Below are 15,374 nucleotides of genomic sequence, written 5' to 3' on the forward strand. Positions count from 1 at the left end.
ATCATTCTTCATCCATGACCCACGCCTTTTCAGTCGGTTTGTCGTGCGCCTGGCTCCCTGCTATCAAGCTCTTCGGTGGCAGGCGAGCGCCGTTTCAGTTCGCTGACAATGACGCCCGCCACGATCAACGCCGCGCCGAGCAAGGCAATCCCCGGCAGGCGCTCACCGGCCAGTCTTCCGACAATCCCGGCCCAGACCGGTTCACCGGCATAAATCACCGTCGCGCGGGTGGGCGAGACGCTGCGTTGCGCCCAGTTCATGGCAATCTGAATCGCTGCACTCATCGCCCCCAGGCCCACTGCGCTGAGCACCAGCAACCAGGAGAATGCCGGCAGACTTTCCTGGGTCGGCACGATCATCAGAAACGCCAGCACCGAAGCGGTCGCCAGTTGCACCACCGTCACTCGGCGTACATCGACCCTGCCAGCATAGGCACTGATCATGATGATTTCAGCGGCGATGGCCACAGCGCTGATCAGTGTGACGATTTCCCCCGAGCTGAAATCCATGGAGGCACCTTCGGGGCCCGAGACGAGCATCAGGCCGATGAACGCCAGGACAATTCCCAGGGTCGGCATCAGCCCCGGCCGCCGACCGAGTACCAGCCATTGCAGCAATGGCACGCAGGGCACATAAAGCGCGGTAACGAATGCCGACTGGCTACTGGGAATGGTCTGCAAGCCGATGGTCTGCAGACCATAGCCAAGCATGATCGCCGTGCCGATCACGACACCCGCCTTGAGTTCGAGCAATGTCAGGCCGCGCAGCACGTTCATCGAGAACAGTGCGACGATCACTGCTGCGGCGGCGAAACGCAGGCCGACAAAAAACATCGGGCCGCTGACCGTCATCGCATGTTGTACCAGCAGGAACGTGCCCCCCCACAGCATGGTGATCAGAATCAATACGGCTTCTGCTTTACTGATGCGGGGCAAGCGGCTGATAGACTTCATGTCGGCTTCAGATTCCTGTTCATTACGAGGCGCGGGATGAGAGACTGAGCACCTTGATGGTCGCCCAGAAGTGGGCAGTATACTGCGCAATGGTTTCACGTGAGTACATCCATGCACCCAGAACATCACCGCCGCGCGCCCGTGCTGCAACACGTCAGCCAGAACGTCCGGCGTCTGCGGAACGCGGCAGATCTCAGCCAGACTGCTCTGGCGGATAAGTCCGGCGTGAGCCGCCGCATGTTGGTGGCTATCGAGGCCGGGGAAAAAAACGTCAGCCTGGCGACCCTGGACCGCGTCGCCGAAGCACTCGACGTGGCCTTCAGTGACCTGATTCAGGCCCCTGACAGCCGCGATCATAGCCGCATCAACGAGTTGGCCTGGGAAGGTACGCGTGCTGGCAGCAAGGCGGTGTTGCTGGCCAGGGCGATTGCCCGGCGCGAAGTCGAGCTGTGGGAGTTCTGCCTGGCGCCCGGAGACATCTACGCATCGGAAGCCGACCCGGATGGCTGGAGCGAGCAGGTCTATGTCGTGGAAGGGCAACTGACCCTGCGCCTGGCCGAACCGGTTGCAGCGCAACTGATCGGGCTGGGTGAGTTTTTCATGTTTCCCAGCAATCAGCCGCACCGCTATTGCAACGAAGGCGCGCTGCCGCTGCGCTTCGTGCGCAACGTGGTGCTGTAACGTTCTTATTCTTTTTGTGGCATCCCGATCGAGGCGCTGTTCGATGAGCGACGAGCATAACCAGATGGCCGATATTCTGATCATCGGCGGCGGTTTGAGCGGCAGCATGCTGGCCGTACAACTACTCCGCAGGCCGGGTCAGCGTCGGATCATGATCATCGAAACCCGCAGCGAACTGGGGCGTGGCGAGGCCTACAGTGCTACCGAGCCTGGGCATACGCTCAATGGCAATGCGGCGCGCATGAGCGTTGATCCGGACAACCCCGCTGACCTGACCGAATGGCTGACCGGATACCTGGCCGAAGGCGGCTGGCCCGAATCCGCAGAGCAGCCAGTACCGGTGGCCGAGCTGTTTCCGCCACGAGGGGTGTTCGGTCTCTATGTGCAGCAGCGCCTGCGCGAGGCCCGCGTCGCCGGAGACGTTTATGGTTCGACGCTTGCGCATGTGCGCGGCGAGGCGGTCGATGTGCAGCCTGACGCTTCCGGTGTCAGCATCACGCTGGCGGATGGCAGTCTGCTGCGTGGCCGCCATGCCGTGCTGGCCACCGGCATGTACGCTGCTTCACGTACGCCGATGCGCGAGTCGAACGGGCTGAATGCAGCGGCGCTGGACCCGTGGGATGTGGCGGTCATGCGCCAGCTCGATCGGCAGGCGAGGGTGCTGATCATCGGTTCCGGGCTGACCATGGTCGACGCGGTGGTGTCTCTTGAAAAAGCGGGCCATCGCGGGCCGATTCAGGTTTTTTCGCGCCACGGCCTGTTGCCTCACGTGCGCCGTCAGCCGCCGGAATGGCCTGACTTTCTGGCTCAGGACCCGAGTATCCGTACCACCCGGCAGTTGCTGCGCAAGGTGCGCGAGCAGTGCGAGCTGGCCATCGAAAGCGGCATTGACTGGCAGGCCCCGCTGGATACCGTGCGCGGCAACGTCGGACGGCTGTGGCATCAGGCGACCGACAGGCAGCGCCGACAATTCGTGCGCCATGTACGGCCGTGGTGGGAAAGCCATCACCATCGCTCGCCGCCGCCGAGTGCGGCGTTGCTGGCCAGGCTGGTGCGGCAAGGACGGCTGAGCATTCAGGCTGCATCGTTGCAGAGTGTTGCCAGTCTGGCTTCGGGACAGGTGCAGATCAGCGTCCGCTATCGGGGCGAGAGTGAACCGTCGCAACTGGCGGGTGATGCGCTGATAAATTCCACCGGCATTGAATACGACTGGCGTCGCGTGGACCGCCCGCTGCCTCGCCAGTTGCTGGCACGCGGGTTGATCCAGCCCGGCCCACTGGCGCTGGGCATCGCCGCCGACGCTGGAGGCGCGGTGCTTGATGCGCAAGGTCAGTATTCCTCCCGGTTATTCGCCATGGGCCCGCCGTTGCGCGGCATGTGGTGGGAGAGCACCGCCGTCACCGACGTAGCGATCCAGGCCAAGGCGCTGGCAATGCGTTTGGCCTCCTTGAGCTAGCGTGCTGACCCGCAAGAGCGGACGCGGAGCGTCCAGAACGGCATGACAACGCGGACCGTTGTCACGATAAGTGTTTAGACACCTCTCGTTTCTCAGGCGCAAGCACGGGAATGCCCGTCGTGACGCTCCGCGTCACATGTCCGCGATAATGCCTTGGCTTTAGATGTGCTTTTCAACCGCGATGGCATTGACGACGCCGATTGCGACGAAGGAACCCGACGAAGTCGGGCCGGAAACGGAGCTGGGACTTTGCCTACTTTGGTCCCTCAAAGTAGGGCGCCGTTAGGGCGCAAAGGTGACCTGAGTCAGACGCAAATGCCGCTGACATCGTAAAACCGCTGTGTGACGCGAAGCGTCCAGAAATGCATGGCGAAGCGTGGGCACGAGACTCAAAAACCATTCTCAAGCTCACACCGACAAATGCAGCATACGGTCGCCCTGCACATTCTCGCCAGGCCTGCGCTTGTTGACCGCCAGTTCGCCGATCTTGATCAGACGCGTGCGCGTCACGTTCCGCGTCAGGCCCAGCAGGCTGGCCGTATGCACCTGATTGTGATGGCAGAAACGATAAGCCGTACGCAGTAACGTGTCCTCGACCTTTTCGTGCAAGGCGCCTGCCTGCTCCTCGAACAGCTTTTGAAACGCACGGTTGAGCAACTGCTCGGCAGACTCGTCAGCCGGGTTGTACTCGTCCTGACGCTCGATTCTCAGGTTCGACATGCGCAAGTCATCACGCTGAATCACCCCGTCACGGCAGACCAGCAGCGTGTGATGAATGACGTTTTCCAGCTCGCGAATATTGCCCGGCCAACTGTAGGTTTTCAGCTTGTGCTCGGCCTCCGGGCTGATGCGCACCGGACCATGCCGCAGGCGCTGGCTATATACCTCGATGAAATGCCGGGCCAGAGGCAGAATATCGCCCGGCCGCTCGCGCAAGGGGCTCAACTCCAGATTGACCACGTCCAGCCGGTAATACAGATCCTCGCGAAAATGCCCGGCATTGATGGCTTTTTCCAGCTGCACGTTGGTGGCCGCCAGCACTCGCACATCGATCGGAATGCTCTTGCGTGAACCCAGACGCACGACTTCGCGCTCCTGAAGCACGCGCAGCAGTTTGACCTGAAGCGTCATGGGCAGATCACCGATCTCATCGAGAAACAGCGTGCCGCCGTTGGCCTCCTCGAACCAGCCTGCCTTGGCGCTGATTGCACCGGTAAAGGCGCCTTTATCGTGACCAAACAACTCGGCCTCGATCAGGTTTTCGGAAAACGCTCCGCAGTTCACGGCCACGAACGGCTTGTCACGCCGGGCGCTCAACTCGTGGACATGCCTGGCAACCAGTTCCTTGCCGGTGCCGGTTTCACCGATGATCAGCACGCTGGCGTCGCTTGGCGCGACCTGGCGCACGTGAGCCAGCAAGGCTCTGGATTTCGGGTCTTCGAAGACCTGCGCGGTGGCCCTGATCGAGGTCGCCAGCGCAGGCGAGTGCGGTAAGGTCAGCAGTTGCCCGGACATCACTTGGCCTGCGGGGGCAAATCGTTGGCGATCATTTCGCCAAACGGCCCGGTCAGATTGGTGATGCCGCGCCCGGCGAGGCTGGCATAAGGCTCAGGCAACAGCGGGAAGACCAGCTCGGCAAAACGATACGCTTCTTCCAGATGCGGGTAACCGGAAAAGATGAAGCTCTCGATGCCCAGATCCGCATATTCCTTGATACGTTCCGCGACTTCCTGCGGGTTGCCGACCAGTGCCGTGCCTGCGCCGCCACGCACCAGGCCGACGCCCGCCCACAGGTTGGGAGCGATTTCCAGGTTGTCGCGACGCCCGTCATGCAGCGCTGCCATACGTCGCTGGCCTTCGGAGTCGAAACGCGAAAAGGATTTCTGCGCCGCTGCGATGGTTTCGTCGCTGATGTGTTCGATCAGGGTGCTGGCGGCTTTCCAGGCTTTTTCGCTGGTTTCCCGGACGATCACGTGCAGACGAATGCCGAACTTCACGGTACGGCCCTTGCGCGCGGCACGTTCCCGCACATCGGCGAGCTTCTGCGCGACGGCTGCGGGCGGCTCGCCCCAGGTCAGGTAGACGTCCACCTGATCGGCGGCCAGATCATGAGCCGCGTCCGAAGAACCACCAAAATACAGCGGCGGATAAGGTTTCTGGATCGGTGGGTACAGCGCCTTGGCGTTCTGTACGCGCAGGTGTTTGCCTTCGAAATCGACCGCTTCGCCCTGCAGAACGCGGCGCCAGATTTTCAGGAACTCGTCGGTGACTTCGTAACGTTCGCTATGGTCGAGGAAGCTGCCATCGCCGCGGTTCTCGTCCGGATCGCCACCGGTGACCACGTTGATCAGTAGGCGGCCGCCGGATAGGCGATCCAGTGTGGCCGCCATACGCGCCGAAACGGTCGGGGAGATGATCCCTGGACGGATCGCCACCAGGTACTTCAAACGCTCGGTCAGCGGCACCAGCGCCGAGGCGATCACCCACGAATCCTCGCAGGAGCGGCCGGTAGGGATCAGCACCCCGTAATAGCCCAGATCATCGGCAGCCTGCGCCACTTGCTTCAGGTAATTCAGGGTCACCGGGCGCGCGCCCTTGGTGGTGCCCAGATAATGGCCGTCGCCGTGAGTCGGAAGAAACCAGAAAACGTTCATGACAAATCCTTGGGAGTGATCAGCTCAATGAAGCTGACGGGACCTACTGTTGGAGTGCAGACAGTCTGCCAACAGCGTTCGAGGTGGGGCCAGTTATAGAACGTCTTGTTTATTCCGCAAAAGATCGTTAAACCATATTTTTAGATCTTAAAGGCATATATGGCGGTGCGGGTGACCTGTTTTCCGCTCCAGAGCCTTCTGCCACAGGGGTTTGGCAGCGCTCGTCAGCCTGTCGAAACTTTTCTCGGTTGTGCCCGGTCACCTGTTGAAGACCAACAGGAGTCAGACCATGGCAAGGGCAATCTGGAAGGGCGCGATCAGCTTCGGGCTGGTACACATCCCCGTCGCGCTGGTGTCTGCGACAACGTCGAACAGTGTCGATTTCGACTGGCTGGACAAGCGCAGCATGGACCCGGTCGGCTACAAACGGATCAACAAGGTCACCGGCAAGGAAGTCACCAAGGAAAACATCGTCAAAGGCGTGTTGCACGAGAAGGATCGTTATGTGGTGCTCAGCGAGGAGGAAATACGCTCTTCGCACCCCAAGTCGACCCAGACCATCGATATCTTCGCCTTCGTCGACAGCCAACAGATTCCGTTGCAGAACATCGACACGCCGTATTTTCTGACCCCGGACAAGCGCGGCCAAAACGTCTACGCACTGCTGCGCGAAACCCTGATCGATACCAAAAAGGTAGCGCTGGCCAACGTCGTGTTGCACACCCGCGAGCATCTGGCGGCGGTCATGCCGCTGGAGTCGGCGCTGGTGATGGTGATTCTGCGCTGGCCCGCCGACGTCCGCGAACTCGATGCGCTGGAACTGAGTGAGGCCGTCACCAAGGCGCAATTGAATAAAAGCGAACGCGACATGGCCAAGCGGCTGGTCAAGGACATGAGTGCCGACTGGGAGCCTGAAAAGTACCGCGATACGTTTCAGGAGAAGATCATGAAACTGGTCGAAACCAAGGCCAGCGAAGGCAAGATCGAAGACGTCGAAACCGATCCGGGCGAGGAAGAGCGCAAGAGCGCCGATGTCATCGACCTCACCGATTTGCTGCGTCGCAGCCTGGCGGGCAAGAGCGGTGCGGGCAAGGCGAGGGCTAGCAAACCCGCCGCCAAGGCCACCGACAAAGCTGCTGCCAAAGACGAGACCAAGCCCAAGCGGCCCGCTGCGCGTAAAAAGACCGGCAAAGCGTCTTGAGGCAAAACCGGTTGAGACAAAAGCCTCTCGATCCCTACGGAGAAACCGGCCATGGCCAAGCCAGCCAGTGAATACACGCGCAAACGCAACTTCGATGTCACTTCTGAGCCCGCCGAAAGCAAACGTAAAAGCAAAGCGCGGTCAAGTGCGTTGAGTTTCGTGATCCAGAAACACGATGCGCGCAACCTGCACTACGATTTCCGCCTGGAGCTGGACGGCACGCTCAAGAGCTGGGCGGTCCCCAAGGGGCCGAGCCTGGACCCGAAGCAGAAGCGCCTGGCGGTGCATGTCGAAGATCACCCGCTGGATTACGCCAGTTTCGAGGGCAGCATTCCGCAGGGGCAATACGGCGGTGGTGACGTGATCGTCTGGGATCGTGGCATCTGGCAACCCCATGGTGACCCGCAAAAGACCTACGAGGAAGGCAAACTCAAGTTCACCCTGGTCGGCGAAAAGCTCAGCGGCGAATGGGCGCTGGTGCGCACCCGGCTCAAGGGCAGCGGCAGCAAGGAGCAGTGGTTGCTGATCAAGGAGAAGGACTCGATTGCCCGGCCGGCTGACGAATACGACATCACTCAGGAACAGCCACAAAGCGTGATCAGCGGCGCGCAGGTCGGGGCAGGGCGTACAGCGCCTGTCAAAGGCAAATCCAAACCTGGCACGGCAACCGGCAAAGCCAAGGCCGTCAAAGCGAAAGCTGCAACGCCAAAGCAGGCAATATCGAAAACAGCTTTCCCCGAAGTGTTTTCTCCGCAACTGGCCACCCTGGTGGACGCTCCGCCCGCAGGCGAATGGCTGTACGAGATCAAGTTCGACGGCTACCGCATGCTGACGCGTATTCAGCATGACGACGTGCGGCTGTTCACGCGGAACGGCAATGACTGGACCGATCAGTTGCCTGAGCTGGTCAAGGCGCTCAAAGGCCTGAAATTGCAGGACAGCTGGTTCGACGGCGAGGTTGTGGTGCTCGACGAGCAAGGGCTGCCGGACTTTCAGGGGTTGCAGAATGCCTTTTACGGGGGGCAGAGCAAAAACATCCTGTATTACCTGTTCGATATGCCGTTTCTGAGTGGCGAAGACTTGCGCGAGGTGCCGCTGGAACAGCGTCGTGATGCTCTGAAGCAAGTGCTCGACAGCCAGCGCAGCCGTTTGCTGCGTTACTCCGATGCGTTTCAGGCCGGGCATCAGGACATTGTCAGCAGCGCGGCGGCGATGGGCCTCGAAGGAGTGATCGGCAAGCGCGCTGGCAGTGCTTATGTCAGCAAGCGCAATGCCGACTGGATCAAGCTCAAATGCCGTCTGCGTCAGGAATTCGTGATCGTCGGCTACAGTGCACCACAGGGCAGCCGCTCGGCGTTCGGCGCGTTGTTGCTGGCAGTCAACGACGACCAGCAAGGCCTGGTGTATGCCGGGCGGGTCGGCACCGGTTTCAACGAGACGACCCTCAAACAATTGCACAAACAGTTTCGCCCCTTGCAGCGCGACAGCTCGCCGTTGTGCAAAAAACTCACTGCAGCGCAAGCACGCGGTGTGCAGTGGCTGGAGCCGCAACTGGTGTGCGAAGCAGAGTTCGCCCAATGGACCCGCGAGGGTATTCTGCGTCAGGCCGCGTTTGCTGGCCTGCGCACTGACAAACCGGCTGGTGAGGTGGTGCGCGAACGGATCCAGCCTGGCAAGGCCGCAGGCCAGACCAAGGCAGCTTCTGCGCCTTCCACGTCCGCGCCAGCGAAAGCCAGGCCCGCTACGGCAACGCCCAGGGCCGGCAAAAAAGCTGCGCACGGCAGAGTTGATGTGGCAGGCACCGGTATCAGCCATCCGGATCGGGTCATCGACAGCCAGACCGGCACGCAGAAGATCGAACTTGCGCAGTTCTACGAGGCCATCGCCGACTGGATTCTGCCGTACCTGAGCAAGCGTCCGGTAGCCCTGTTGCGCTGCCCGGAAGGCATCGATGGCGAGCAGTTTTTCCAGAAGCATGCCGAGCATCTGGCCATTCCGAACATCAGGCAACTGGATCGCGCGCTGGACCCTGGCCATGCCGCGCTGATGGAAATCGATTCGGTGCAGGCGCTGGTCGGGGCCGCGCAAATGGGCGCCATCGAGTTGCATACCTGGGGCGCGACCCGCGACAAAATCGAGACACCTGATCACTTGGTGCTCGACCTCGATCCTGACCCGGCGCTACCTTGGCGCAGCATGATCGAGGCCACGCAGATGGTGCTCGCCGTGCTCGATGAGTTGCGGCTGGACGCTTTTCTGAAAACCAGTGGTGGCAAGGGCATGCACATCATCGTGCCGCTGGCGCGGCAGGCTGACTGGGACACCGTCAAAGCATTTTCCAAAGCGATTGCCGAGTTCGTCAGCGGTCAGTTGCCCGAGCGCTTTACGGCCACCATGGGGCCGAAAAACCGGGTCGGCAAGATCTTCATCGACTACCTGCGCAACAGTCGCGGCGGCAGCACGGTCACTGCGTATTCGGTACGCGCCCGGCCGGGTTTACCGGTCTCGGTACCGATAGCACTGGATGAGTTGGCGGGACTGACGTCGTCGGCGCAATGGGACATCACCAATTTGCACCAGCGTTTGAGCACGCTCAAGGATGATCCTTGGGCGGGTTACCGCAACCGTCGCAAAATCACGCAAAAAATGTGGAAGCAGCTGGGAGCCAGACAGCCTTGAACACTGCGGGTGTCGAAAATCGCCGTCAGCTGGCCAAAGGCCTGAAGAGCAATTATGTGCCCGCTGAGGTGAACGACTAGAGAATCCGGTACAACAAACGTTCGACCCTGACCCGACTGACCCTGCGCAGGAATTTGCGCACGCCTTCGGGGTAGTTGGCCAGCGTGTCCAGTTCATCGTATTGGTTGACGCGCTGAGTATTGCGCATCAGATGCGCGATTTCTGCCTCGCGCGGGTCGCTCCACTGGCCTTGCGGATCGTCGATCAGCAAGCCGTTTTCCAGGTCCAGATTGAAGGCCCGCGGATTGAGGTTGTTGCCGGTCAGCAACGTGTAACGCTGATCGACCCAAAGCCCCTTGAGGTGGAACGTGTTATCGCCGTGCTTCCATAAATGGACGTTCAGGCGATGCTGGGTAATTGCCTTCTGGTGCTTTTGCGCAAAGCGTCTCAGGCTGATTTCGTACAGATAGGGCAGGGCCGAGATCACCTTGAACGGCTCGTCCGGGTCGATGAAAAAGTCATTGGCGGTCTTGTCGCCAATGATGATATCGACATGCACGCCGCGTTTCAGCGCTCTGTTGATCTCGCGCGTCACGGCCACCGGCAGGTTGACATAGGGCGTGCAGATGGTCAGCTGAATCTTGCTGGAGGCGATCAGGTCGCAGATGGCGCGATTGAGCGCGTTGCGCGGGCCGACGCCCAGCAACGGGATCACGCGAAACTCACCGTTTTCCCTGTCGCCTGCCGAGGTGTCGTAGGCTGCGCGCTTCAGATCGCCACGAAACGCCCGAATTTCGCTGCGCAGGCTGCGAGAACTCGGCGGCGATTGCAGGTCCAGACGATGCACGGCAGGTGATGGCAGAATCTCCCGCTGCACCAGATTCACGAAAGAGTCGGCCAGCGCTGTACTTTCGATCAGGTGATAACGGTCGAGGCGGTATTTGTCGAGTTTGTGCAGATAAACGTTATTGAGGCTCGCGCCGGTGTAAAGCACGCAGTCATCGATCACACTGCCCTTGAGATGCAGCACGCCGAACAGCTCACGTGTCTGCACGGGCACGCCGTAGATCGGCACTTCCTCATCGTATTCGAGGTTTAGCGCCTGATACCACGTCGAATTGCCCGGCTGCCGCCCGGCACCGATCAGGCCCCGCTGCGCCCGGAACCAGTCCACCAGCACCACCACCTCCAGCTCTGGCCGTGCTGTCTTGGCGGCATACAAGGCGTCGAGGACTTCCTGGCCCGCCTCATCCTGTTGCAGATACAGCGCAATAATGTAAATACGGCGCGTGGCCGAAGCGATCTTCTCCAGCAGGCAGCGCCGATAATCGGCGGCAGACGGAACAATGGAGATAGCATCGCTCGGCAAGGCAAAACCGCGAAGCGCTGCCAGGGTCGAGCGTCGGAAAGTGGACTGCATAGGCCTCTCGATGGGAAAACCAACAGCGTACGAGCTTACACGAGAGTAAGGGGCAGGTGGCTGTCGTCGACCTGTTTCAAAGCGTTGCAAGGCATAGCGCCTGGATACACACCCCTTCGATCCTGCTGCGTCGCGCCGCACTCTGAGAGTGTCGTGCAAGATCGATTTCTGATGACTCGGTCACAGGCCGCATCGCCGGATGCGGCCTGTCACTCGATCAGTAGCCGTTACGCTTCAGGATCGAGTCGATGCTTTCCTTGGCCGGCCGACCATAGAACTTCAACAGTTCGGCGGTACGGTTGGTGAAGAAACCATCAACGCCGTCATTGCTGATCCGCTTGAAATCCGCTTCGTCGTCCAAGGTGTAAGGGTGAATCACCAGGCCTTTTTCATGGGTGAGGGTGTTCATCCATGGCTTGACCAGGTCCATATAGCTTTGATCGCCGCCTTGCGTCAGTTTTGATGATGGGCCGGTGCCGATGGCGCCATGGGCCTTGGCCCAGTCAATCCACTGCGCGAATTCTTCCGGCGATTTGACTTCCTGCGCCCCGTAATAGCTGGCCTTGTCCTTGAAGCCGGAATCCTTGAACGCGACGCTGGATTTGGGCTCGATCGAGCCTTCGCCAATCCACAGCAGCATGACTTTGGGCACGTTCGGCATTTCTTTCTGCAACAGTTCCAGGCTCTGCTTCTCGAAAGTCTGCAACACCACACGCCCGGGCATATGCGCGACGTTGACATGGCCCGCAGCGGCGGCCGGGCGCTCAGTCAGCCAGCCGCGCTTGGCCAGTGCCTTCTTCAGGTCGGCTTCGACGCCGGGAAACTTGTTCGGCACCTTGGTCTCGATATACAGCCCCGGCTTGTTGGCGCCGCCTTCGGCGATATCGATGACTTCGTCCAGGGTCAGAATTTGCAACCCGGCGTAACTGTCGCGCGCCCGATCCGGGTAGGCCTTGTTGAACCATGAACCGGCGTCCAGTTGCTTGAGCTCTGCCAAGGTAAAGGAACTGACCGGGTCCTTGACCCGCGTCGGGAATACTTGAGCAATGTTGGTCGTGCGTTCCAGCACGTCGTCGTGCAGCGCAATCAGCACGCCGTCCTGGGTGCGCTGGATGTCCATTTCCAGATAGTCCGCGCCCAGATCCCGCGCCAGGGTGTAGGCCGGGATGGTCTCTTCCGGCGCGTCGAACGAGGCGCCGCGATGGGCGATCGCAGCGGGCCACGGCAGGCCGTACTTCTCGCTCAACAGCTTGCCCGGCGATTCTGCCGCCGATGCCAGGCCTGATGACAGCATCAGGCTCGACATGACAGCGGCGGCCAACAGAGTGCGTTTCAACAGCGTGGTGGAAAATCCGTGCATGGGCGGTGGGTTCCTTGTCTGGAGAAGGTGTTCGACTGCGCCGGAGGGGCGTGTTACCGGTCTCGTCGCTGTGGGCAACGATAGCGCACAAGGGCGGTTGTGACCCAGTCTGTCCGGCAAATGCGTCCACTTCATGAACAGAACCTGGCCCTTGGCGATGTTTTTTCTCTGCCAACGCTGCGGGCCGCTGCACAAGCACGTCCAGTCGCGTTACTGTCAGTGTTTTACAGATCGAATGGGAGCGCACATGACAACGGTGTTGGTGCTGGTTGAAAACCTGGACACATATTTGCCGATTCTGGAAAGCAGTGGCTTCCAGCTGATTCGTGCGCCAACGGCCGAGCAGCGTGCCGAGGCGATTGCCACCCACGGTCAAGCCATCAGCGCAGTCGTGACGCGCGGGCCGCTGGGTTTTTTTGCAGAGGAAATGGATGCGCTGCCGCATTTGCGCATCATCTGCGTGAGCGGCGCGGGTTACGAGAAAGTTGATCTGCCCGCCGCCAGGGCGCGAGGTATCACGGTGACCAACGGCGCCGGGGTCAACGCCGCGACAGTGGCCGATCATGCGTTGGCGCTGTTGCTGTCGCTGGTACGCGATATCCCGCAGGCCGATGCCTCGGTCCGCCGCGCCGAATGGCGCAAGGCCGTGCGTCCGTCACTGGCAGGCAAACGCCTGGGCATCATCGGTCTGGGGGCCGTGGGGCTGGCCATCGCCAAACGGGCGGCCGCGTTCGACATCGTTATCGGTTACCACAACCGCACGCCGCGCAACGATTGCCGCTACACCTGGCACGCTTCGGCGCAGGCGCTGGCGGCCGAGTCGGACGTATTGGTGATTGCTACGCCCGGGGGCAACAGCACGCAACACCTGGTCGATGCGCGTGTGCTGGAAGCACTGGGCCCGGAAGGCTTTCTGGTCAACATTGCCCGTGCCAGCGTCGTGGATACCCCAGCGCTGGTCAGAGCGCTTGAAAACCAGCAGATTGCCGGGGCTGCGCTGGATGTATTCGATGACGAACCCAATGTGCCGGACGTGCTCAAGACCCTGACCAATGTCGTGCTCACGCCACACGTGGCCGGCCTGTCGCCCGAGGCATCGAGAGACAGTGTGCAAATGGTTAACGACAACCTGCTGGCGTTCTTTGCCGGGCAGCCGGTGTTGACGCCGGTCACTGAATAACGCCGTGCAGCGCTGCATGGATGAGTTGCCCGCTCGCCCATTCTGATTGCGTAGTGGGCTGTTTATAGTCGGTCCGGATTTCACAAGAACCGGACAGGGAGCAGGCCGAACACGCCGCAGTTCGCGAGCAGGGCCGCGCGCACTGGTATCAGGCGTTTACCACGCGGATCTGCAAGGTCGAGCGTGATTACGCGTTCGGTCCGCATTGAGGTCAGGGCATGACCGGTGGCGTGTAGGCCAACGTCGTGCCTAACGCCCACAGCAGAAACAGCACCAGCGGCGTATGGACCAGCAACTGGACGAACGAAAAGCCGATCAGGTCCCGCGCCTTCAGGTCCAGTACGCCCAGCAGCGGCAACATATAGAACGGGTTGATCAGGTTCGGCAACGCCTCGGCGGCGTTGTAGATCTGCACCGCCCACCCCAGGTGATACTGCAGATCATTGGCCACTTGCATCACGTAAGGTGCTTCGATGATCCACTTGCCGCCGCCCGACGGAATGAAGAATCCCAATATGGCCGAATAGACACCCATCAGGATCGCGTAGGTGTCGTGGGAGGCGATGCTGGTGAAGAACGTCGATATGTAATGCGCGAGGGTCTGGGCATCGCCGCCTTTGACGGTGGTCAACAATGCGGCAATCGAGCCGTACAGCGGGAATTGGATCAGTACGCCGGTGGTGGTCGGCACCGCTCGCGTCACGGCATCGAGAAAGCTGCGCGGCCGCCAGTGCAACAACGCGCCTAGCATGATGAACAGAAAGTTGTACGTGTTGAGTCCGGAAATCGCCGTGATCGCCGGTTTGCTGGAAAACTCGTTGAACAGCCAGCCGATGCCCAGCAGCACCATCAGGATAATCAGCAGCGGGCTGTATTCCAGCCATTCGCCAGGGCGGGTGCGCGCAGGCAGTGGTGGCAGATTGAACGCAGGGTCAACGCCACAGGCGCTGGCATCGCGGGCACTGTTGGGGCCGGGCGCGGTGGCGTAAGCGACGATCAGCGAGATGACCACCAGCGCCGCGAGCATGACGCCGGATTGCCAGAGAAAGATGGTTTCAGTGAACGGGATCACGCCGGTGATTGCGAGGATCGACGGCGGCAGGCTGGCCGGGTTGGCTTGTAACTGGGCGGCCGAAGACGACAGACCCAGCGCCCACACCGCACCCAACCCGAGGTAGGCCGCGGCACCGGCCGCGCGATAATCCATGCGCAGGTCGGTGCGGCGGGCGAGGGCGCGAACCAGCAAACCCCCGAATACCAGCGACAGCCCCCAGTTGAGCAGTGAGGCCAGCATGGCAATCAGCGCCACCCAGGCCACGGCCGAACGGCCATTGCGCGGCACCCGGGCTAACCGGTCGATCAGCCGCACGGCGGGCGGCGAACTGGCGACCACATAACCGCCGATGACCACGAAAGCCATCTGCATGGTGAACGGTATCAGGCTCCAGAAACCATCGCCGAACGCCTTCGCCGCTTCGGCCGGACGCGCGCCGATGGCCAGCGTTGCGAGCGTGACGATGACCACTGCGAGTGCAGCGAATACCCAGGAATCAGGAAACCAGCGCTCCGCCCAGGCGGCGCAGCGCAGGGCAAATCGGGCCGAGCGGCTTTCTTCGACGTTGGCGGTCATGAGGGGCACCTCTTTTTGTAATTATTATTGGGGAGATCGTAAAACGGTGTTAACACGCAACCGCGCGCCAGATCGGACGCGGAGCGTCCAGAACAGCGCTACCACGCTGGAGCGCTGGAGCGCTGGAGCGATACTCGCACTCAGATACATGAATGTGTAT

General features: G+C 61.0%; 11 protein-coding genes and 1 pseudogene. 6 read left to right on the plus strand and 6 right to left on the minus strand.

The features are described 5' to 3' along the window. Window positions 1-29 precede the first annotated feature (29 nt). Window positions 30-953, minus strand: coding sequence for a DMT family transporter (locus BLT55_RS05710; protein ID WP_054998573.1), 924 nt, complete (start codon window positions 951-953; stop codon window positions 30-32). A gap of 111 nt (window positions 954-1,064) precedes the next feature. On the opposite strand from BLT55_RS05710, the gene BLT55_RS05715 reads away from it, so the two are divergent. Beyond that, a complete protein-coding gene (locus BLT55_RS05715; protein ID WP_054998574.1) occupies window positions 1,065-1,634 on the plus strand; it encodes a helix-turn-helix domain-containing protein in 570 nt (189 codons plus the stop codon). A 43-nt stretch (window positions 1,635-1,677) separates the two neighbouring features. Further along, on the plus strand, window positions 1,678-3,090 hold the full coding sequence (locus tag BLT55_RS05720) for an FAD/NAD(P)-binding protein (RefSeq protein ID WP_054998575.1): 1,413 nt from the start codon (window positions 1,678-1,680) through the stop codon (window positions 3,088-3,090). Window positions 3,091-3,498: 408 nt separating this feature from the next. Here BLT55_RS05720 and BLT55_RS05730 read toward each other — a convergent pair whose 3' ends face one another. Next, window positions 3,499-4,605, minus strand: coding sequence for a sigma-54 interaction domain-containing protein (locus tag BLT55_RS05730; RefSeq protein ID WP_054080145.1), 1,107 nt, complete (start codon window positions 4,603-4,605; stop codon window positions 3,499-3,501). Beyond that, a complete protein-coding gene (ssuD, locus tag BLT55_RS05735) occupies window positions 4,605-5,744 on the minus strand; it encodes an FMNH2-dependent alkanesulfonate monooxygenase (RefSeq protein ID WP_054998576.1) in 1,140 nt (379 codons plus the stop codon). The genes BLT55_RS05730 and ssuD overlap by 1 nt, the downstream gene beginning before the upstream one ends. Window positions 5,745-6,033: 289 nt before the next feature. On the opposite strand from ssuD, the gene ku reads away from it, so the two are divergent. Together ku and ligD are read left to right on the plus strand one after the other, a co-directional pair. Next, window positions 6,034-6,945 (plus strand): non-homologous end joining protein Ku, encoded by a 912-nt coding sequence (gene ku, locus BLT55_RS05740; protein ID WP_054998577.1) that lies wholly within the window; start codon window positions 6,034-6,036, stop codon window positions 6,943-6,945. A gap of 51 nt (window positions 6,946-6,996) precedes the next feature. After that, complete coding sequence (gene ligD / locus BLT55_RS05745) at window positions 6,997-9,624, plus strand: DNA ligase D (protein ID WP_074800147.1); 2,628 nt, start codon at window positions 6,997-6,999, stop codon at window positions 9,622-9,624. 76 nt (window positions 9,625-9,700) lie between these two features. On the opposite strand, the gene pssA is transcribed toward ligD, so the two are convergent. Together pssA and BLT55_RS05755 are read right to left on the minus strand one after the other, a co-directional pair. Then, window positions 9,701-11,044 (minus strand): CDP-diacylglycerol--serine O-phosphatidyltransferase, encoded by a 1,344-nt coding sequence (gene pssA / locus BLT55_RS05750; RefSeq protein WP_054998578.1) that lies wholly within the window; start codon window positions 11,042-11,044, stop codon window positions 9,701-9,703. A gap of 217 nt (window positions 11,045-11,261) precedes the next feature. Further along, window positions 11,262-12,404 carry a glycerophosphodiester phosphodiesterase gene (locus BLT55_RS05755; protein WP_054998579.1) on the minus strand — a complete coding sequence of 381 codons (1,143 nt, stop codon included), beginning with the start codon at window positions 12,402-12,404 and terminating at the stop codon, window positions 11,262-11,264. Between the two features lie 247 nt (window positions 12,405-12,651). Between BLT55_RS05755 and BLT55_RS05760 the strand changes: the two genes are divergently transcribed. Together BLT55_RS05760 and BLT55_RS05765 are read left to right on the plus strand one after the other, a co-directional pair. After that, window positions 12,652-13,584, plus strand: coding sequence for a 2-hydroxyacid dehydrogenase (locus BLT55_RS05760; RefSeq protein WP_054998580.1), 933 nt, complete (start codon window positions 12,652-12,654; stop codon window positions 13,582-13,584). Window positions 13,585-13,679: 95 nt separating this feature from the next. Next, window positions 13,680-13,793, plus strand: a pseudogene (locus tag BLT55_RS05765) (antibiotic biosynthesis monooxygenase family protein); the annotation flags it as partial. Between the two features lie 2 nt (window positions 13,794-13,795). On the opposite strand, the gene BLT55_RS05770 reads toward BLT55_RS05765, so the two are convergent. Beyond that, window positions 13,796-15,214 (minus strand): short-chain fatty acid transporter, encoded by a 1,419-nt coding sequence (locus BLT55_RS05770; protein WP_054998581.1) that lies wholly within the window; start codon window positions 15,212-15,214, stop codon window positions 13,796-13,798. Between the last annotated feature and the right edge of the window lie 160 nt (window positions 15,215-15,374).

Origin of the sequence: Pseudomonas cannabina, assembly GCF_900100365.1 — a bacterium.
In the GTDB taxonomy this organism is placed as follows: Bacteria; Pseudomonadota; Gammaproteobacteria; order Pseudomonadales; family Pseudomonadaceae; genus Aquipseudomonas; species Aquipseudomonas cannabina.